At 43.0% G+C, this 19,874-nt stretch carries 15 protein-coding genes; 4 read left to right on the top strand and 11 right to left on the bottom strand.

Annotation, left to right across the window (positions count from 1 at the left end; all coding sequences use genetic code 11):
• Positions 1-6 precede the first annotated feature (6 nt).
• The 4 genes from NO989_RS00255 to NO989_RS00240 all read right to left on the bottom strand — a co-directional run bounded on the left by NO989_RS00255 (position 7) and on the right by NO989_RS00240 (position 5,266).
• Positions 7-1,083 (bottom strand): diguanylate cyclase, encoded by a 1,077-nt coding sequence (locus NO989_RS00255; RefSeq protein ID WP_014951200.1) that lies wholly within the window; start codon positions 1,081-1,083, stop codon positions 7-9.
• Positions 1,084-1,187: 104 nt separating this feature from the next.
• Positions 1,188-3,113, bottom strand: coding sequence for an ATP-binding protein (locus NO989_RS00250; RefSeq protein ID WP_014951201.1), 1,926 nt, complete (start codon positions 3,111-3,113; stop codon positions 1,188-1,190).
• A gap of 19 nt (positions 3,114-3,132) precedes the next feature.
• A complete protein-coding gene (locus tag NO989_RS00245; RefSeq protein ID WP_239257714.1) occupies positions 3,133-4,155 on the bottom strand; it encodes an ABC transporter substrate-binding protein in 1,023 nt (340 codons plus the stop codon).
• A gap of 124 nt (positions 4,156-4,279) precedes the next feature.
• Entirely contained in the window at positions 4,280-5,266 is a 987-nt protein-coding gene (locus NO989_RS00240; protein ID WP_371341841.1) for an LLM class flavin-dependent oxidoreductase, read from the bottom strand.
• Positions 5,267-6,255: 989 nt separating this feature from the next.
• Here NO989_RS00240 and NO989_RS00235 point away from each other — a divergent pair.
• On the top strand, positions 6,256-7,767 hold the full coding sequence (locus NO989_RS00235; RefSeq protein WP_371341840.1) for a Fic family protein: 1,512 nt from the start codon (positions 6,256-6,258) through the stop codon (positions 7,765-7,767).
• Between the two features lie 230 nt (positions 7,768-7,997).
• On the opposite strand, the gene NO989_RS00230 is transcribed toward NO989_RS00235, so the two are convergent.
• Complete coding sequence (locus NO989_RS00230) at positions 7,998-8,231, bottom strand: hypothetical protein (protein WP_371341839.1); 234 nt, start codon at positions 8,229-8,231, stop codon at positions 7,998-8,000.
• A gap of 158 nt (positions 8,232-8,389) precedes the next feature.
• On the opposite strand from NO989_RS00230, the gene NO989_RS00225 reads away from it, so the two are divergent.
• From NO989_RS00225 to NO989_RS00215, 3 genes are all read left to right on the top strand, one after another.
• Positions 8,390-8,710, top strand: coding sequence for an IS66 family insertion sequence element accessory protein TnpB (locus tag NO989_RS00225; RefSeq protein ID WP_272977205.1), 321 nt, complete (start codon positions 8,390-8,392; stop codon positions 8,708-8,710).
• Positions 8,707-9,057, top strand: a complete 351-nt coding sequence (gene tnpB / locus NO989_RS00220; protein WP_156086391.1) for an IS66 family insertion sequence element accessory protein TnpB — start codon at positions 8,707-8,709, stop codon at positions 9,055-9,057. The genes NO989_RS00225 and tnpB overlap by 4 nt, the downstream gene beginning before the upstream one ends.
• 86 nt (positions 9,058-9,143) lie before the next feature.
• A complete protein-coding gene (locus NO989_RS00215; RefSeq protein ID WP_371341838.1) occupies positions 9,144-10,640 on the top strand; it encodes an IS66 family transposase in 1,497 nt (498 codons plus the stop codon).
• Between the two features lie 126 nt (positions 10,641-10,766).
• Here NO989_RS00215 and NO989_RS00210 read toward each other — a convergent pair whose 3' ends face one another.
• From NO989_RS00210 to NO989_RS00185, 6 genes are all read right to left on the bottom strand, one after another.
• Complete coding sequence (locus NO989_RS00210; RefSeq protein WP_371341837.1) at positions 10,767-12,296, bottom strand: TnsD family Tn7-like transposition protein; 1,530 nt, start codon at positions 12,294-12,296, stop codon at positions 10,767-10,769.
• A gap of 2 nt (positions 12,297-12,298) precedes the next feature.
• Positions 12,299-13,945 carry an ATP-binding protein gene (locus NO989_RS00205; protein WP_371341836.1) on the bottom strand — a complete coding sequence of 549 codons (1,647 nt, stop codon included), beginning with the start codon at positions 13,943-13,945 and terminating at the stop codon, positions 12,299-12,301.
• Positions 13,938-16,046, bottom strand: coding sequence for a Mu transposase C-terminal domain-containing protein (locus tag NO989_RS00200; RefSeq protein ID WP_371341835.1), 2,109 nt, complete (start codon positions 16,044-16,046; stop codon positions 13,938-13,940). Before NO989_RS00200 ends, NO989_RS00205 begins: the two co-directional genes overlap by 8 nt.
• The gene (locus tag NO989_RS00195; RefSeq protein WP_371341834.1) at positions 16,033-16,890 is read right to left on the bottom strand and encodes a TnsA endonuclease N-terminal domain-containing protein; all 858 of its coding nucleotides are present in this window, start codon (positions 16,888-16,890) and stop codon (positions 16,033-16,035) included. Before NO989_RS00195 ends, NO989_RS00200 begins: the two co-directional genes overlap by 14 nt.
• A 140-nt stretch (positions 16,891-17,030) precedes the next feature.
• A complete protein-coding gene (glmS, locus tag NO989_RS00190) occupies positions 17,031-18,863 on the bottom strand; it encodes a glutamine--fructose-6-phosphate transaminase (isomerizing) (RefSeq protein WP_371341833.1) in 1,833 nt (610 codons plus the stop codon).
• A 2-nt stretch (positions 18,864-18,865) separates the two neighbouring features.
• On the bottom strand, positions 18,866-19,678 hold the full coding sequence (locus NO989_RS00185; protein ID WP_371341832.1) for a DeoR/GlpR family DNA-binding transcription regulator: 813 nt from the start codon (positions 19,676-19,678) through the stop codon (positions 18,866-18,868).
• Between the last annotated feature and the right edge of the window lie 196 nt (positions 19,679-19,874).

Raw genomic sequence — 19,874 nt, 5'->3', positions numbered from 1 at the left:
GCAGTGTTATTCTAAGCACTGCGCCTGATTTAATACAAACTGGGCTTTACCTTTTTCTTTTGCTTCGTAAAGTGCTTTATCTGCTTCGTCAATAAGGCAATCAATAGACATGTTCTCGGCCGACTTGGCAAACACCACACCAATGGAACAACTCATTAAAGGATGCTTTGCATCTTGTGCATGTTCTAGTGCTGCTTCTGTCCACTTATTCAAAAGTGCATCACAGTGCTTCTCAACTTGTTCTTTCTGAATGTCGCTCAATACAACAATAAACTCTTCCCCACCGTACCGACCTAATATGTCTGTCTCTCGCTTAAAGACCTGCTTCATAATGCGGGCTTGTATTTTTATGGCTTCATCCCCCTGCTGATGACCAAAACAGTCGTTATATTTTTTAAAGTCGTCTAAGTCGAGCATCATCACGGCCATCGACACTTTATGACGCTTACTCAACGCCAACAGTTTTTCACTCTGCTCTCGTAACGCACGCCGATTCAATAAATCAGATAAGGGGTCAAATTTGCTAAGTTTAAGTAGCCTGTCATTGGTTTCTTTTAACATGCGTACGCTGCGATCTAACCGATAACGGGCATAGACACAAATAAACAAAGACCCAGATACAAATGCCATTGAAATTGGAACTCTGTCACCATAAACCGGCGCAACCCACATTAACCCCAAAAAACCCAGAATGTTGATGACGTTGGCTGCTAGCGCTAATTTAAAGGCAATGCCCAGCGCAAACACACAGAAGAAAGCATATAAAATGGTGCCCTCGTAGGGGAAAATGAAGCTGTGCTCTTCCCAGCAAACCCATATTAACCAGTAGTTGCTGTAAGAAAGCGCAATAAGTAACCCTGCGAAAATGTAGGCTCGATGCTGAATGAACCTGCGCCAGAAGGAGAGTACAACAACGACGAGTATAATAGGGAATTGAAGAAGTAAGCGATCGAATATGTACAGCTCGTACATGCTGCTTGGTAATAGCATCAAGTCAGCAGCCATAAAGGCAAGCACAAGTAGAGCACCAATGATCAGCGCAATTCTCAGCCGAAGTAGCTCGCGGGGTTTATTGATTTGCACACGCCACCTTAAGCAATAAGTTACTGTTAAAGCATCTATATATTAGCCCATGGTGAAATCACCCACGGGCTCTTACAACTTCAAATTACTGAAGCTGCATCACTTTAACTATTATCAGTGACTTCTTGATTAAGCGCCAGTTTTGACAAACTTTCTTGCAGTGCCTCAACGGTGACAGGTTTGGTAACGATGTCGTCCATCCCCGCTTCTTTAAATGACACGTGCCGCTCTTTGAATGCTTCGGCGGTAAGCCCTATAACCGGGATTTTGCTAAGCTCTCCATCAAGCTTTCGAATGCGTTTTGTCGCTTCAATGCCGTCCATCACTGGCATGTGCACATCCATGAAAACAACATCAATACCGCCCTCTTCTACTCGTGCAGCGGCTTTCAGTCCATTATCAACGTGCTCAACATCACATTTCAGCTGTTCTAAGAGTGCCTGTGCTACCACAGCATTAATGGCATTATCTTCAGCCAACAGAACTTTAATACCTTCTGGTAAGCTAGCGCGCTCTGCTTGTCGCGCGGAATCCGAATCGGCCGACGACTCCACCACGCGACGACTCTGCACCTTGGCGGTAACGGTGAAACATGAACCTTCGCCTACTTTGCTCACCACCTTAATATCACCACCTAATATTTGTGCAAGCTGCTTTGCAATAGCAAGACCTAGCCCAGTGCCACCGTATTTACGCGTAATTGATGAATCGGACTGCGTAAACTTATCAAAAATATGCTCGAGTCTGTCTGGCTCAATACCAATACCGGTATCTTTAACCGCAATTACCAAATGGTTCTCGCTCACGGTATCCTGTGAAGGCTGTTTGAGTTTGGCGGAAATAGTCACCGTGCCCTTATGAGTAAACTTAATTGCGTTACTCACCAAGTTAATGATTATCTGGCGTAACTTCGTAATATCACTGGTTACTGCCACCGATTCCATGTTCTTACTTTTGTAAACCAAACGCGTACTATTGGCGCTAGCATTGGTACCCAGTAGCGTAATAAGGTCATTCAGCATTGCGTCAAGATCGAACTCTGTAACGTCAACTTCTGACATACCTGATTCAATTTTTGAGAGATCCAGAACATCGTTGATAACGGTCGCTAGAATAGACGCCGATGATTTCAAATCGCTGGCATACTGATGCTGTTTATCCGACAGTTGCGTATCAAGAAGTAGCGTTGCTAATCCCTGAATACCGTTCAGTGGGGTGCGAATTTCATGACTCATTACTGCAAGAAAATCCGTTTTTGCGCGGTTTGCTTGCTGAGCTTGAGCAACGTATTGCTCTATTTCACCAGACATTGCCTCAACGTCTCGCGCTAAACTACCTAACTCGTCGTTTTGCTGTAAGTCTATACTGACCTTCTTATGGTCAACCGCAATGCGACTTGCTGCTGATTTTATTTTTTCGATAGGAGAAACAACAAACACCTGTGTGACTCTTCCCATAAGCAAACTGACAATAACGACAGCAAATAGCGTCACTAATGACGTTAGCCACGCAATAGTAGATAGGAAAGATTGCAGTGCGTCAGCAGGCTGTAATACGGTAACTTTCCAATTCCATGGCGCAAATTCCGCACACGCAAATAACACGTCAGCATCGTTAATATTCGACTCACCAAAGGCGACCTTACGACTGGCAATGGTTGCGATTGTCGCATCTTCGACATTAGGAACCACAGTGTGCTCCATCGTACTAAACACCACAGTATCGGCACTCTTGTCACTGATCGCAAAGTGGCGGTCGGTGGCTTGCTGCAACGACTTTAGCTCTTCAAACACTTCCTTTTGATAGGCCTCGCGAAACACAGGCACATTCTCTAGGCCCGACTCAATAAGCAGTTCACGTCTTTCGTCAATGATCTCTAAAACGTTTAATGTAAGCGTCTGAGTGAGGAGCTGATATTCTCTTTCGCGTACTGAATCGTACGCCGTCAAATAAGCCCAATACCCTGTAAGTGCCATACCAATTAATAAAATTGGAATGTAGATAACCAGCAGTTTCGATTTAATCCGCATACTTACTTCTAATTAGGCCTTATTGATACACATGTTTTTTCGACAGCTTCAAGTAATTTGAAGGAATGGGTAACTGCAGTTTGATTGCTGTAGACACATTTACCGCTACAGTGTACGTATCCATTTTATCAACGGGAATGTCCCTCGCCGATTTTTTCTCAAGAATTAGCTTGGCTTTTCTTGCAGCTGATTTGCCAATACTCGCTGGCTCAGATACTACGCCAAGAAGCGCACCTTCTTTCACAGAGGAAATGCTTTCTGCAAATAAAGGAAGCAGTCCCGTAGCTTCTTTTACCTTTGTTACTAAGCCATTCGATTCCGCGAGCGGCCCAGATGAAAGCCAGTAACCATCCAGCTCGTTTGTTTTTTGCTGCAAGCTGTTGATGATGCTGTCAGTCATTTCAACCAGTCCATCATCGCCTTCTATATACGGTGTACTAACAGCAACAAGATTTATGTTCTCGTAGTCATCATTCAGTGCCAGAAGTTGATTAACCAAGTTGCTTGACGATGGGTATGTAGAATGGACTAGACCGATGGTAAAAAGCGATGAGGGCTTAGACGCTCTGAGCACGCCCTCTAACATATCTAGCTTTACCTTTGCGTCTAGCACGTGTGACTCGCCCGTCATGTTGCGTTCACTAACCGCACCAATAGCAGAAACTATTCCTTCTTCAACCGGTGCTGAGACCGCCATAAACAGCTTAGGTACATCAACAAACGCTTCAGACGCATTCAGCGCTCTGGTGGCAAGGGTCGCCACCGATACAATAAGGTCAGGCGCTGGGTTTTGTGCAAGCTCGGTAAGTATCTCCTTAGCACGAACTTCAGAGCCTTCGGCGTTATACGATGTTACGTTAATCTCGTGATCGGGCATAATTCGCGCAAGTTCCTTTTCGAACTCGGCCCGCGAATCAGCGACAATTGGAACAGGCAGAGTTTCAAGAACAATTAGGTCCAGGGTTTCTTTCGCAAAAGCAGCACTAGTGCCCCACATCAAAGAAGATAAAGCTAAAAGAAGGGAAAACCAGACCTTTGTCATAACTGTGAACCTAACACAACTAACTGAAAATACGCACATATAGACGTATCATAAAGTTATTCGAAGGTCATTCATAGTGGAAGTTATAACCAAATATTCAATACTGGGAATAGCTGTCTAAAAACTAAGATGCGATTTCCGCAAATGCGTTAACGCTAAACAAGCGCGCTTCTATATCGTAAATCGGCATCGACACGATAATTTCATCAACACCCGTCGCTTCAACAAACTGAGCTAGCTTGTTTTGCACCGTTTCTTTCGACCCTACCAACGCATACCTCAATACATTCGATAACATTGCTTCGTCAGTCGCCGTACAATATTCGTCAAAGTCAGGCATAGGCTTAGCGAAAGGCCTATTAAGACCACGCCGCATGTTCATAAATTGCTGCTTCACTGACGTAAATAGGAATTCAGCCTCTTCATCGGTTTCAGCAATCACCACCATTACACCAGCCATCGCTTTTGGCACTGATAACTGAGGCGACGGTTTGAACATATTGCGGTACACATGAAGCGCATCGAATAGCGCATCGGGCGCAAAATGCGAGGCGAACGAATATGGCAACCCCATTTTTGCCGCCACTTGGGCACTGTATAAGCTAGAGCCAAGCAACCACAGGGGGACATGAGTATTTGCCCCAGGTACTGCAACAATTGGCTGCCCGTCTTGCGGTGTACCCAAGTAGTGCTGAAGTTCTTGAATATCTTCCGGGTAACTGTCCACATCGCTTTGCAAATTACGACGAAGCGCGCGTGCGGTTGCCATATCAGTGCCTGGTGCACGGCCAAGTCCAAGCTCTATGCGATTGGGAAATAATTCAGCCAAGGTGCCAAACTGTTCAGCAATGACCAAAGGTGCATGGTTAGGCAGCATAATACCGCCCGCACCAACTTTAATGGTAGCGGTGGCGTTAGCAATGTGCGTTAACACTACTGAGGTGGCAGAACTGGCAACACCACGCATGCCGTGATGCTCGGCTAACCACACACGTTCATAGCCACAGCGCTCAGCTTCCACAGCCATTAACTTCGAATTGTTTAACGCGTCTTTTACGCCAAACCCTTCAGATATTGGCGCTAAATCTAGCAGTGAGTATGGGATAGCCATGTTGCCTCGCAATGTTGAAACTTGGTATGACTTATAGGTATGACCTTACTCCTCGTTTTACAACTGCCTTACCTAACAAAGTAAGACGGATGGAGAAGGTTTATCGATGAAGTGAGAGTGGTGGAAAGAGAAGTGAAATAATAGTGAGGCATGGACTTGCAGGAAAGCGACTTAATTAGCAGCCAATACTCGCCTATCGAAAATAAAAAAGCCTGCGCTTTTGTCAGTCGCAGGCTTTGTTTGTGAGCACGAATTGTAAACATACAATAAAGCATCATACTTAAACACTCATTAAGCTGTTGATTTATATAAACATGAAATGAACAACATACTTAAAGAGTGTCATACTTTATTTTCAATTAATGTAATTCATGCCACCAAAACACAACAAAAAACTATCATACTATAAAGCTGAGCAAATCTCAATCAGCTTCGTAATCCTCTTATGATAAAGGCTTTGCTGCTGTCCCGCTTTCCAAACTCTTGTTAACTGCCTATTCCAGTATGAATAATGCAATAGCTCTAGACCTCAACCACAATGGTCTATACCCATGTAACCAAACTGAACTAGAACGCGCCTACGAGAAATCGCGCCCTGCTGTAGATGATGAATAAAGTTTGCAACTAGCAGGTATTGTAACTCAATTACTTAGGTTGGACGTTTTTTAAATAAAAATTGCAACTGCCTCTTTAATCTAACGAGTCTCGGTGTATACGTTTTAAAATAAAGTTTGCAACCAGATGAATTCACTTCTTATCGGTCAACCTGAATCTCCGGTTATAAATCTGTACTTCTTTTGGAAGGATTATGGCCGGAAAGCTTTGTTTCTTGTATGCCTTCTTTAAGCTAATGAGCATTAAAGCCTAAAAACAACAAATCATTAAAACCTATAAAAGAGGTGACAGTAAAACCTATGAATGATATAACACTAAAACCTAGAGGTGAATGCAATAACTGGTAAATATCATAAGTAATAGTTGGAGCGAACATGAATGACATATCACAAAAACTAGCAGATTCGCTTGAACAATTACAAAAGCTTCAAGAATCTGGGGTTGTTGCCATCCAGTCAAAACAACTCAGCAGAGTGCATCGAGAGCGGTTATTGAAGCATGGGTTTATTCGCGAAGTCATCCGAGGCTGGTACATACCGGCTATGCCTGATGAAAAGCCGGGCGACAGTACATCTTGGTATACTTCTTTCTGGGATTTTTGCGGTGCATATTTATCAGAACGTTTCGATAATGCCTGGTGTTTATCACCTGAGCAATCAATTAGCCTGCATATCGGCGATAGAACTGTTCCTCAGCAGTTGCTCGTACGCTCGCCCAAAGGCAATAATAAACCCACCGCCTTTTTGCACAACACCTCGATTTTTGATGTCAGGTTGAACATGCCTGCCACAGAACAGATTGAAAACCTAGACGGGCTCAATGTATACAGCTTAGCGGCAGCGCTTGTTTATTCTTCTGCGAATCAGTTTCAAAATGCGCCCATCCAAATGCGTACCGCCCTTTCGATGGTGACAGATGCATCCGACGTATTGTCCGTTTTACTCGCCGGTAATCACAGTGTAATTGCCGGCCGATTAGTGGGGGCTTTTAGAAATATTGGCCGGGATCTGATTGCTGACAATATCTTAAAGGGCATGCAAGCGGCCGATTTGAAAGTGCAAGAAGAAGACCCTTTCGCCGAGAAAGTGCAAGTGAGCTTTGGTCGTCGTGACGTTTCGCCCTATGTTAATCGCATGCGGTTGATGTGGGCACAAATGCGTGAAAATGTTATTTCGCACTTTCCTTTAGCCTCAAGCCAAACCATCGACATCGAAACCTACATGGCCGAAGTGGAAGATAAATACGTTACAGACGCCTACCACTCACTGTCCATTGAAGGCTATCGAGTGACTCGCGAATTGATTGAACTGGTTCGCTCTGGCAACTGGCAAGCTGAAGGTTCAGACGAGAGTAAAAAACACTTAGATGCGATGGCCGCTAAAGGCTACTGGGATGCGTTCCAAGAAGTTAAAAAAGCAGTGTTAGCAGTTTTAGAAGGTAAGAATCCTGGCGACGTATTGGAACAGACGCACAGCGATTGGTATCTCGCCTTATTTGGCCCGAGTGTTGCGGCCGGTATTATAAAACAGTCGGACTTGGCCGGTTACCGGTCAGGGCCTGTCTATATTCGCCAGTCTATGCATACTCCACCAAGCAGAGAAGCAGTTCGCGACATGATGCCGACTCTCTTTGACTTACTCGCAGAAGAGGAGCATGCAGCCGTCAGAGTGGTACTGGGGCACTTCATTTTCGTCTACATCCACCCTTACTTCGATGGTAACGGCAGAATGGGAAGATTCATCATGAATTTAATGATGGCATCTGGTGGTTACCCATGGACAGTCGTACCTGTCGAGCGAAGAGATGAATATATGCAAGCGTTGGAAGCAGCCAGCGTCAAACAGGATATTGTGCCTTTTACACAGTTCTTGGCATCGCAACTTTAACCAAAAGACTGGTTGTAGGCTTATTAACCTGTTTGGTATTAACTTTCACGGCTATTGCTGCTATTTCGTCAAAGCGCTCAGCTGGGATCTCCGCAACAAGCTGGAAGAACGCCCCATTATCAACGTGCTCCTTCTGAGTGATAGAAAAACTATCGGGATTGTCTATCTGAATAACAGCAGGATTTGCTATTGAGCTCTGACTTCAGGCATTTTGGAAACAAAAATAGTAATTAGTTTAAAAATTTGGAATTTGGGAACAGACTAGTAACTTGTCGTATTATTGATTCTGTTAAAATGTCTTTAGTTTCAGCATTTCTGCTAATTTCGATTTCAATCTGGCCAGTACCTGAGTGACTAACAAAAGCATCATCAAAGCCATTTTCAAAAAGCAAATCATCAATGTTGTCCATGGACATATTGTCATCTCTAAGGTCAAATTTGATTGTGATATTGAAGGTATTCATTTTACTGCCCCTTTTTAATCCATGCTAAAGCTATGTCTTCATAATGATAGCGAACAAGGCTTCATTACAGTATTTGACCGTGTCCGTCCGGTAATCCCCACGTTCAATTCATAAGTCAGCTACGGCATGGTGTTCTCTTTTTGTTAAGGAGAATGACCATGCCGCAATATCAACGAAGAGAAGTGCAAGACTGGCTCAACTTATTCGAGCAGCAAAAGCAAAGCGGGCTCACCGCAGTGGCTTTTTGTCGCCAACAGCAGATTAATGTTCAAACTTACTACACCAGGCGTCGTGATATTCGGTTACAGCGAAGAAGCAACAAGTTTGTTCAGGTGAAACGTGAAGTCACGAAGGTTGAATCCTACACCGAAGCAATGGGTGGCGAACTTCTCCTGCAATTTGGAAATGCTCAACTTAGCGTGCCAATCAATATTAACCCTCACTGGATTGCTACCGTGATGAAGGCATTGTCCAAATGAAGATGTTCGTAGAGCCTGCCGACATTTACCTGTACATGGATATCGTCGATTTCCGCAAATCGATAAATGGCTTAATTGTCGTTGTTGAGCAGGATATGAACCTGAATCCATTTCGCGATGCACTGTTCGTCTTCCGCAACAAAAAGCGCGATAAGGTCAAAATACTCTATTGGGATAAAACGGGCTTCGCTCTCTGGTATAAACGCCTCGAGAAGCATCGTTTTAAGTGGCCTGTCGATGCGAACTTAAAACAGATGCATATGAGTGAGCAACAGCTACAATGGCTGTTATCGGGTTACGATGTCATAGGCCATCAGCCGTTGCACTACAACGCATCCGGCTTATAACCTGTGATCATAAGTAGCGATTAACGATCACGAAATAGTCTTAATAATGTAAGGCAATCAGCAGCTTAATACGGGATAATGGTGGTATGAACGAGAAAGAATACCAATCCCGCATCGCTGAACTTGAAGCGCTTCTTGAAGAGAAGCGCGCGCGGATTGCCTATTTAGAAGAACAGTTCCGCGTTGCCCAGCATAAGCAGTTTGGTAAAAGCACCGAAGGCCACCCTGGGCAAGGTGAGTTGTTCAATGAAGCGGAAGAACTGGTTGTTGAAGCTGAAACAGCCGAAGAAACGATTAGCTATACTCGTAAAAAGCCCACACGTAAACCGCTACCTAAAGACCTGCCTCGTGAAGTTATCGTTCACGATATTAGCGACGAAGAAAAAATCTGTGGCTGTTGTGCGGGCGAATTACATCGCATTGGTGAAGATAAGTCAGAGAAGCTTCAGTTTATTCCTGCTCAGGTCAACGTGATTGAGCATGTACGCCCTAAATATGCGTGCCGTACCTGTGAAAAGGACGGTATCAGCAACACGGTCAAACAAGCGCCGGTGCCACCTAGCGTTATCCCCAAAGGCTACGCAACGCCAAGCTTGTTAAGTCAAATCATCACCAGCAAATATCAGTATGGGTTACCGCTTTATCGACAAGAAGCGATGTTCAAACAGCACGGTATCGAATTAAGCCGTAAAACCATGGCGGATTGGATAGTCCGCTGCGCTGAGTTGTTTAAACCGCTTTACGAACAGCTTCATCAACATCTGCTAAAGCAACCCGTTATAGCGGCGGATGAAACCACGCTAAAAGTGGTCGAGTCTGAAAAAGCGAACAGCTATATGTGGTTGTATGCCAGTGGTGCTGATTCACCTAGCGGTAATATCCCCGATACAGCGACATCCAATATCGTGTTGTACGATTATCACAATAGTCGCGCTGGACAATGCGCAGTAGACTTCCTGCAAGGCTATAGCGGCTATCTACAAGTGGATGGCTATCAAGGTTACGAGCAAACGCAAGCGACACTTATTGGTTGCTGGGCCCATGCACGTCGTAAGTTTATGGAAGCAAAGAAAGGCGCGGGTAAAAAAGGCAGCGGCAAAGCAGACTGGGCACTCAATCACATCCAAAAACTCTATCGCATCGAAACTCAATTAAAAGATAAAACGGTGGAGGTGCGCTACCTTACCAGACAAGAAAAGAGCCTGCCGTTGCTCAACCAGCTCCATACATGGCTAGAGAAATCAGTACATCAAGTGCTACCGAAAACCAAATTAGGTGAAGCGATTCAATACTGCTTGAACCAATGGGAAAAGCTAGCGCGCTATACACTCGACGGATTATTAAATATCGATAACAATCGCGCTGAGCGCGCGATTAAACCGTTCGTGATAGGCAGAAAAAACTGGCTGTTCAGCCAGACCGCTACCGGCGCCAATGCCAGCGCCATCCTCTACAGCATCATCGAAACCGCAAAAGCCAACGACCTCAATGTGTTCGAGTATGTGATGTCTTGCCTTGATGAGTTCAGCAAGCCAGCGCCGAACATCGAGCAACTACTTCCATGGCACTTTGCGAAGCGCTAGGTGGGATTGCCAGACGCTTACATTAAAAACATATTAAATGCGTGGATCTAATCTTGAGTTTTGAACCTTCACCGATAATTCAAACTAGTTTTATTGCAAAACTTACATTTAAATATTGTTTAGTAGTTAACTAGCTTCAAGCTCAATTATTTTCTGGTCTAGTATGGGTGTTAGACTTTCTTTTCGAATACCCGATACTCTTAGAAGTCGCCACCTTTGCACTGGTAGATTTTGCTGTTTTAGCTTGTCAGCCGCTATAGTTAGGCGAAATGATTGATATTGCTCAATGCTCTCTGCATGTAAATCGAGCCACTTATCCGTCTGGGGTAAATCTGATAGATGTTTTTCTACAGAGTTTGAGCGGGGTAATTTTTTAATGAAAAAATGTTTACTTAGTCGGTTACGTTCAGGATTGGCGAGTTGCTCAGCTAATAACGTGTTAAGTAGTTCAATATTATCCTTGTCCCATGATAGGTAATCAGGCTCATACCTATTTTCAACTTTTGCAGTGACTTTAGGTTTGTTTTTCATCAGCCAACTTGGGTCGTTTCGATAAAGCCAAGTGTATAACGCACCTCCTATACTAGCCGCTCTTATCTGCTTAACACCGAGATCACTGTGCTTCTCCAGTACTTCAAGCCACTCTTTTCTTTTGGCTTCTAATAACGTTGGTTCTACAGCCTCTGTATTTTTCTTTTTTGATTTTGGTACTGCCAACGTTTTGGGAAGTTTTGAAACTTTACGGAATATTTCATCATTACTAATGTCGGGCAATAGTGAGCACCAAACCATTAAATGCCTTAAAGGGTGAAAAGATTTTCGGTGTTTACGAAACAAGCAAATTAGCCAATTATTGCCACTGGTATCTAATTTATAAATCTTTGATTCTAGACGGCTCCAGTCCGCCTCGAACTTTTCACGAATTTTTTTGTGATCAGCTTGGTTGCCTCTGGAAAAGTTAAGCTCTTTGGCAACATTTAGATAGAACATACTCCATTGGTGCTCAGTAAACCCTGACAAAACAGGATTAGTTAATAGCGCTTCAAATCTGCTTATTAATTGGCGCTCTATATCTGTAATTTCTAGGCTTTGAGATTCTGTCACTTCACTAATTAATGATGCTGATTTATATAAATGTTTTTGCGTAGAGTGCAGTGGCAAGTCTGAAGTCTGCAATAGACAACTATGTTTGATACAGACATTAACGCCTGCAATTTGATTTAAACGGTTCCAGTATGGCTCTCCAAGAATTTCTTTTTGTTCCTGATAACATTGTGGACAATACCGAAAACACTCTGGCTTTTGAACAGAAGAGGCAGCTATTCCAGCTCTGGTATGGATACTGCCACCTTGCTCAGAATACATTGACTGAATTACTTGCGCTGATTGCTGAGTATTTAAGAAGGGGAAATATATTGGCGCTAGCGTATGACGTTTAATAATTTCTTCCACATCAACTTTCCAAACGACATTTACTCTTTCTGTAAACACTTGTAGGTGACTGGGAAGGTCTGGAATTGCAACAGCAGTATGTTTGCCAAAAATGTCTCTCGATACTGCTTGCCTATTTTCTAATTGACCAGTATGAACTGCATATCGAGCTATAACGCTATAGAGTAGTTCATCCTCATATGGTACTGGAAAATACGCCAACATATTTAACTCACCATTAAGTTTTGCACAGGAAAAATAAAACCTTCATCACATAATTGCTCGTACATGGTTCCCGATTTACTGGCATACAGTTTTCTTAAATCATGATCATCCAAACTTCCCCACGCTTTTTTACTCACATATTTTGGGGGGACTTTTTTGGCCTTATTTGCAGGGGGATGATTTAACCCGCTCAACGAGGAAGTGGCATGATGAATGATTTGAATTAGCGTCACTTCAGGGTTGTTATTAACACTCTCCAATACAAGCGGCCTAACAATATCTTCGTTAATACCCATAGCCATTAGAGTTTGTATGGCCGAATTTGCTACATCGGAATGGGACGCTTCTCCTAGTTCGACATTAGCCTTTTTATTTAATGGGACAGCTTTGAGGTGATCAAAAGTATTTAATAGTGCCCCCTCAATTTTAGGAATTACGATATCACTGCACTGCTCAAGTACAGTTCTGTCTTTACTGTTTAAAGCGTCGAGCATCGGTTTTACTATTGAAAGTTCTTCCTCAAATACGTCTCTTAGTAATTCTACAGAAAGGCATTCATCTTCTGGTGAATTAGCCAACAGAATAGCCCTTGCCTGAGCTAAGCAAAATAGTTTGACTAAAATGTCAGGTACTCCCTGTGATATCTCATAAAGCTCATTGATCATCACTTCGTCTAACTTTCCGGGCGATTTGAGCCATTGGTATTGCCACAGTTCTTTGACAAAATCATCCCAGTTTTCATCTAGTGGTAATCGATCCCAAACAATACTACCTTCACCTGATGCTCTCCTCGCTTGACGGAATTCCGAAGCAAATAGCTTTAAAGCAGTTGGAGTTCCAATTAGTACAATTGACACTTCAACAACATTTACGAGCGTCACCAGAAAATTAATCATTTTCTTTTCGCCACCGCTCTTAGCCAAATTCATGTGTTGAAACTCGTCAATTACAACTAAACCGATGGCATGAATCAAACATAGATTAGCGACATTGGCTATCATTTGACCAATTCTGGGTTTGCCAGATGTATATTTTTTGCGATAGTTAGTATTTAAGCGTTTATCTAGTGCAATGAAAAAGCTTTCGCAAAACTCAGCCAATGAACCATCGTATGGGCAGTCAACCTTTATCCACGGCACTTGTAAAATATGGTATTCATGGTGATACAGTACTCTGTCATAAGTGTTAAGTAGATTGTTTGTAGCTGTTGATTTACCTGCACCTGAAATACCAGATATCGCCATTGATGACGCTGTTGAATCAACAACATCATGTACATATGTCGTTAAGTCTTGATTGGTAATTATATTTTTAACTTCATTAAGCTTTTGTTTAAATGCTGCGTGTTTTGGATTTCTGCCGAGGTAACTTTTTCTTATTAGCTGAGACAGTTTTTGTTCAAGTAGTAGATGAACTGTTTGGGGCACAAAAAAGCTACGAGTCAAACGACTAATGGCGTGAACTCGTATGTGACCGCCCAACTCTATTTCTTCTTTTTTGAAAGTCGGTCTCCGGCTGAGTTGCTGAACAACTTCAATTGGACTCATAATCGGTGGTAATGCCGAGATTAAAGGGTTATCAGCGTATTCTTCTAGCTCAGACTCAATATATACAGCTTCTTTAAATTTCGGACCGTCAAAACTACTCATCTGCATCTTCTCCCTTTAATAAATCTGTTAACTTAGTAGGCAGCTTAAAGCTCTTAGGCTTTGACTCACTAGCTCCTATCTGCGTAACGTTATCTTCCTTACGTTTAAGTTGCTCATTAAACAAAGTTTCTGATTTAGACCTTCTCTCAGCCTGTCGTTCTTTGCGCTTATTATCGTTAATGCCTTTGACTTTTTCGGTTTTAGTCATGGTAGGGTTTTCTGGTTGGTTTGACTTAGAGCGCTTTGATATAACTTCTAGATCAGTAACTAAATTAACAGCGCCTGCACGTGCTTTGAGTTTTGAGGTTGCTGCAACATCTGCCTTGACGTTATTTTTTTCCCACACTTCCCAAACTGTTAAGTCTCGATATGAGCGACTTCTTTCAGTAAGACTCGCTCGGATAAATGAAGAATAAGTGTCATTTGGTCTAAGATAAATTGTATTGGCTGAGTATAAATCATAAGCCACGGTGACTTTCTTCGGTCCTTGATAGTTACCCTCAAACCAGCCCCAATCTAACGCTTCCAGACAAGTATAATAACAGCCAAATAACTTTAATCCATGCTCCGTTACGCTGGCCTGTGTGTGCGGCAATAAGTTTACTTTTACTATATCCACTGGTGGCCTACGTAATCGACCAGTTCTATATTGAATACCCCAATCCCACAGCATTAAAGGGTTATGAGGTAAAGAATCAGGAATATCTTGGTCTGGATCATATGTTGTTAAGGTATGGTCGTTATTATAGAAAAGAACTATCTTAATGATCATTTGAGTAAACTCATACAGTGTATGGACACCGTCTTGTCTATAATCCTTGCCATGCTTTTTTTTGCCTATTGTATTTCCAGTAACATACCCTTCAACAAACGGCTTCATTTTCACTTGGATTGTTCTAAAGTAACGCTCGACAATACCTTTCCAGTCAGCTCGATAAGGAGGTGTATTTTCTATTCCGACATTAAAGCTCTTGCTCAATACTTCAACATGCCTACCTAGCATCTCCCCTCTATCACCAATAATAGATTCTGGTAAACCACTTGTAGGCCACATATCCTCCGTGATCTCGATGCCAAACTCTTTGCAATAAGCTACTTTGTCTAGCATTGAATTTGAAAGAGCCTCCATTGCACTAACCCAAGAAGCATTCTCTAGTCCGATGTACATACCAACTATGGCTCTACTAAACACATCGACAACAAAATACAGAGTAGGTCTGCCAATAATTTTTTCTCTGTCCTGAGCTGAAACCAAATATACATCAGCAATAGTTGCATCAATTTGATATCGGCTTCCCGGCCCTTCAACTTCTGAAGTTGATGTGCCTAATACTGGTCTGTGATCTTTGGCATAATTTATTTCACCTTCTCGTCTTCGAGTAACTTCAATAGATGTAAATTCTTTTTCGTAAAAATACTTAAATTGTCTTTCTGTTGGTACATCAAGCAAATGTTCAGGCTTGCAAGGAATAGGTACACCAAACGCAATCAATACTTGGTTATACGCATAGTCAAATTCGTATTTATTTTTATTTAGTAGGCACTTCTCAATAGCTACCCTAAAAATAGCCTTGATTGAATCATCTGTATTAACACCAACACCATCTGTTCTGGTTCTGGGTGCACCAATTTTCTTGTCACCAAGTTTTTTGGTTTTACCCGGCCCTCCACATAAATTGAACCGACCACTTAATGCGTTTTTACATTTTCCGCCCTGCCAATATCTGCGCAACCATCTGTAGACTGTTTGTTTGGTAGCACCTGAATCACTGAGTACATTGGTAAGTAATTGACCTCGTGTTTTACGTTGATATATTTCTGGCTCTCGCGTGACAATATCCTCAATTGCTTCCCAAGCTCTATTTTGTACTTCCTCGGCTTTAGAACCAGCTACTGGAAAAGTCATCGCAATTTCAATAAACGGATCATCAATCAAAAATAAATCCCCATTTGCCATTTGGTGTTCAAACTCAAGTCGGGAAGAAACAGAAGGCAATGCTTTATCGCTCTCCAACTCAATCCATATGACCGCTTCTCTATTTGACCAAAGGACTCTAATTTTTTTAGATATTAGCTGAAACACATCATTAGGCATGAACATATTCAAACTCCTTGTTTATCCAATGCTCAGACGGGGTCAGATCACTTGTTTTTAATGTTCGATAGCTAACCTCGGCCATGTTCCATGTAAAAGCAGTTTGAGCACAAAGGTGCCTGAAATACGCTAGATAAGTACCTTTTTTACATTGATGCTGTTCATCCAACATCTTCATAACAATAGAAATTTTGTCTTCAGGGTGTATTTGAATCGCGCTGTTGATAATTTCAAAAGTGTTTAGTTGGTCATTGCTATCTAAATCAAAACTGTGGATATGTGGGACAAGCCACTTTATGTTTCGAAGCAAGGTGACAGGAACTTCGTTTTCGGTAAACAAATACCAGTCAACACCTTCTCCCTCCCAAAATCGCTTTTCCAGTTCTTGTTTTTCAATAACACGCTCATCCTCTAATTCTTCTCGGTACTTAACGGAAATAGCTATTGGAACGATTTTTCCTGATTGAAGAGTGTCGATTAGTAAATCAGTTGTCATTACTTGATTTACTCCACGTACAGCAGGGTGTTTGATTCCCAATCGTTGGGCGATATTAAAAGTTTTTTCGGGGTCTAATGGAAATTGTTCACGTATGTCTACAATCGACAAATGCCAGTCGAATAGGAGAAAAGCAGATAACTCAAGATCTGATAGTAGGTGAACAATGCGTCCATGAGTTAATGCCGGTCTTCTATGTACGCGCCCTTTACTTGGAACGTCACGTACAGTTAGAAAGGGTTTATAATCTTTTCCGCTGCCTTGACCGCGCTTTTCCTTTGTTAAACGCTTGATTATTGTTGGTTCTAATAATTCAATAACATCTTTAGAACTAGGAGTAAGAAAATCTTTCATATTGCACCTGAGCTATTCCATTAATTACAGAATAGCTCAAAAATACAAAGTATGATATTTTTTTGTAAAGTATGATACTTTATTGATTAGTATGATACATTATTGTCAATTTACACGAATAAGTGCTTCAGCAGTGTGCTTTATTCCACCGTAACCGACTTTGCCAAGTTCCGCGGCTGGTCAACGTCGGTGCCCTTAATTAGCGCTACGTAGTAGCTCAAAAGCTGTAGTGGCAAGGTATAAATGATAGGTGCGATTGGTTCGTCGCAGTGCGGTACGTCGATAACGCGCATGGTTTCATCACCTTCAAACGCCGCATCCTTATCCGCAAATACGTACATGATGCCGCCACGGGCACGTACTTCTTCAACGTTCGACTTTAGCTTCTCGAGGAGTTCGTTGTTCGGTGCAACCACAATAACGGGCATTTCGTCATCAATAAGCGCAAGTGGGCCGTGTTTCAATTCACCAGACGCATACGCTTCCGCATGAATATAAGAAATCTCTTTAAGCTTAAGCGCTCCTTCCATGGCAATAGGGTATTGGTCGCCACGACCTAGGAACAAGCTGTGGTTCTTATCTGCAAATTCTTCAGCTAAATCTTCAATGCCACCAGTTATCGCTAAGGTCTCTTCAAGCTTTGCAGGTAGACTATGAAGCGCAGAGACAATAGCTTTGCTGTCAGCGTCTGTCATGCCGTTTTCTTTGCCCAGCGCTAGGGTAAGCATTAAGAACGCAGTGAGCTGAGTAGTGAAAGCTTTGGTAGACGCAACGCCAATTTCCGCGCCAGCGCGGGTCATAAATGCAAGGTCTGACTCGCGTACTAATGACGAACCCTGAACGTTACAAATAGTCAAACTAGACATATAGCCCAGCTCTTTTGCTAAGCGAAGGGCAGCTAACGTATCGGCTGTCTCACCTGATTGAGAGATAGTAATCAGCAGGCTGTTCGGGTGCACTACTGACTTGCGGTAACGGAATTCTGATGCAATTTCTACGTTGCACGACACATTTGCATATTGTTCTAACCAATAGCGCGCCGTCATACCCGCATGGTAGCTGGTACCACAGGCAATAATTTGTACATGCTGTACTTTTTTGAATATGTCATCAGCACCTTTACCAAATATATCAGCGGTAAGACCGTTTTCGTCAATACGATCTTTAAGCGCATTACGCACAACGGTTGGCTGCTCGTGAATTTCCTTGAGCATGTAGTGGCGGTAACCCGCTTTGTCACCCGCGTCGTGCTCGATATTCGACTCAATCACTTCGCGTTCAACGGCATTGCCGTCTTTATCGAAGATTTTAACATCGCGACGAGTAATTTCTGCCACATCGCCTTCTTCTAAAAAGATAAAGCGGCGTGTTACCGGCAACAATGCCATTTGATCTGACGCAATGAAGTTTTCGCCAAGCCCCAAACCAATTACAAGCGGGCTGCCCGAACGTGCAACCACTACGCGACTAGGATCTTCTTTGTCCATGATGACGGTGCCATACGCACCGTGGAAGGTTTTAACGGCACTTTGCACAGCGTCTAGTAAAGTCTTACCTGACTTAAGCTCTTCGTGTACGGTGTGAGAAATAGTTTCTGTGTCGGTGTCGCTGGTAAAGGTATAGCCCTGCTCTTTTAACTGTGCTTTTAAGTTAACGTAGTTTTCAATAATACCATTGTGAACAACAGCTACACGTTCAGTTGAAAAGTGTGGGTGCGCATTCGCTTCAGTCACACCACCGTGCGTTGCCCAGCGGGTATGAGCAATTCCAGTTGTACCCAAAGCTTCACCTTCTGCCACCGCATCAGCAAGCTCTTGTACTTTGCCTGTACGGCGAATACGCGTAAGCGTGCCGTCGCCTTGCAATAGCGCTACGCCAGCTGAATCATAGCCGCGATACTCCAGTCTTTTTAAGCCTTCTAATAGGATTTCAACCACGTTACGCTCAGCTACAGCGCCAACTATTCCACACATAATTATTCTCCACTCGGCGCTGCAATAAGTACTGTCACGCCCTGATTTTCAATATTAAGTTTGTCTTGTTCACAAATGCCTTCATCAGTGATCAAAACAGAAATGTTTTTCCAGCTTAGCTCTAGGTTAGGCATTTTATGCGTTAATTTCTTTGAGCTGGCTACTATAACCACCTTACTCGCCGCCACAGCCATGGCGCGGGTTACACCAATAAGCTCGTTAAAGGTGGTGGTGCCTCTGTTGACATCTATGCCCGCGGCACCAATAAACGCAATGTCAAAACTATAGGCACTAACCAACTGTTCAGCCATAGCGCCTTGAAACGACTGAGATTGGGCATCCCATGTGCCCCCTACCATTAACACCGTCGGCTCTTTTTCACTTTGGGTAAGGTAATTGGCGGTTGATAACGTGTTGGTCATTACCACTAAATCATCGAGTTGTGATAAATGGGGTAAGATGGATGCGGTGGTAGACCCGCAGTCTATAACGAGCTTATTGCCCAGTTTGACCAAGCTCGCGGCAAGTTGGCCTATAGCGTTAATTGCTGGGCTAGCAGTTGAGTTCGTGAAAGGGTCATTGGTAATAAACTGAGATGGCCCAGCATTTGAGTTGGTAGATGATGGTACAGGCACTGCGCCACCAAACTGTCGAATCAGCAAACCTTGCTGCGAAAGGGCTGCGAGATCTTTTCTAATGGTGACTTCAGACGTAGCAAAACGCACGGCCAAATCTTCAACTTGTGATTGACCATGCTCTTTCACCCACGCCACTATCTGCTGGCGGCGCTGTTCAACCGATTTACTACTTTTCAATATAACCTCATGCTCTTGCCGCCTTCTCGCTAAACCTTCCTGTACGCGTTGTTCCAATTGAGAACAAGCCATGAAAAGTCTGCAAAACAGTCCGCAAACACACCTTCAACATTTAATCATAACTTTCAAAACGAAAGTTATTAGTTTTAAAGTGAAAGCATCGTAAGTTAAATTGAAACGACGATCAAGGTAATTG

Source organism: Alteromonas sp. DY56-G5, from assembly GCF_041414725.1.
Classification (GTDB): Bacteria; Pseudomonadota; Gammaproteobacteria; order Enterobacterales; family Alteromonadaceae; genus Alteromonas; species Alteromonas macleodii.
This window is presented reverse-complemented; position numbering and strand designations above follow the sequence as displayed.

Bases quoted from the DNA above. Each gene is read 5' to 3' on its own strand.
- NO989_RS00225 (WP_272977205.1), top strand. From the start codon at position 8,390: ATGCCGCAATATCAACGAAGAGAAGTGCAAGACTGGCTCAACTTATTC.
- NO989_RS00250 (WP_014951201.1), bottom strand. From the start codon at position 3,113: ATGCGGATTAAATCGAAACTGCTGGTTATCTACATTCCAATTTTATTA.
- NO989_RS00245 (WP_239257714.1), bottom strand. From the start codon at position 4,155: ATGACAAAGGTCTGGTTTTCCCTTCTTTTAGCTTTATCTTCTTTGATG.
- NO989_RS00210 (WP_371341837.1), bottom strand. From the start codon at position 12,296: ATGTTGGCGTATTTTCCAGTACCATATGAGGATGAACTACTCTATAGC.
- NO989_RS00205 (WP_371341836.1), bottom strand. From the start codon at position 13,945: ATGAGTAGTTTTGACGGTCCGAAATTTAAAGAAGCTGTATATATTGAG.
- glmS (WP_371341833.1), bottom strand. From the start codon at position 18,863: ATGTGTGGAATAGTTGGCGCTGTAGCTGAGCGTAACGTGGTTGAAATC.
- NO989_RS00235 (WP_371341840.1), top strand. From the start codon at position 6,256: ATGAATGACATATCACAAAAACTAGCAGATTCGCTTGAACAATTACAA.
- NO989_RS00240 (WP_371341841.1), bottom strand. From the start codon at position 5,266: ATGGCTATCCCATACTCACTGCTAGATTTAGCGCCAATATCTGAAGGG.
- NO989_RS00230 (WP_371341839.1), bottom strand. From the start codon at position 8,231: ATGAATACCTTCAATATCACAATCAAATTTGACCTTAGAGATGACAAT.
- NO989_RS00200 (WP_371341835.1), bottom strand. From the start codon at position 16,046: ATGTTCATGCCTAATGATGTGTTTCAGCTAATATCTAAAAAAATTAGA.
- NO989_RS00215 (WP_371341838.1), top strand. From the start codon at position 9,144: ATGAACGAGAAAGAATACCAATCCCGCATCGCTGAACTTGAAGCGCTT.
- NO989_RS00195 (WP_371341834.1), bottom strand. From the start codon at position 16,890: ATGAAAGATTTTCTTACTCCTAGTTCTAAAGATGTTATTGAATTATTA.
- tnpB (WP_156086391.1), top strand. From the start codon at position 8,707: ATGAAGATGTTCGTAGAGCCTGCCGACATTTACCTGTACATGGATATC.